This window comes from Thermus sp. FJN-A (assembly GCF_054655095.1).
This window is the reverse complement of sequence record NZ_BAAHSC010000258.1, coordinates 1-236: the sequence shown is the minus strand read 5'-3', so window position 1 is coordinate 236 and position 236 is coordinate 1. Positions and strand designations below refer to the sequence as shown.

Annotated in this window: 1 protein-coding gene; it reads left to right on the top strand. The window is 72.9% G+C overall.

Features of this window, described 5'->3' with window-relative positions; translation table 11 throughout:
* Positions 1-6: 6 nt before the first annotated feature.
* The coding region (locus tag ACYQ0J_RS13635) for a P-loop NTPase family protein (RefSeq protein ID WP_460170252.1) at positions 7-236 on the top strand (230 nt) is incomplete at its 3' end.

Below are 236 nucleotides of genomic sequence, written 5' to 3'. Positions count from 1 at the left end.
GTAAGTATGTTCGTGGGCCGGAAGGAGGAGGGGCGGGCGGTCCTCCTCTCGGTGCGGGCCGGGAGGGGGGTGGTGCTCTCCGCCCCGCCGGGGTACGGGAAGACGGCGCTCCTCAGGGAGCTCCTCCCCGCCCTCGAGGCCTGGGCCCCCGTGGTGTGGACGGAGCGGGTGGCCCCCTTCGGGACCTTCCTGAAGGACCTCTTCCGGGGGCTTTGGGACGCCGGAATCCCGGTGGA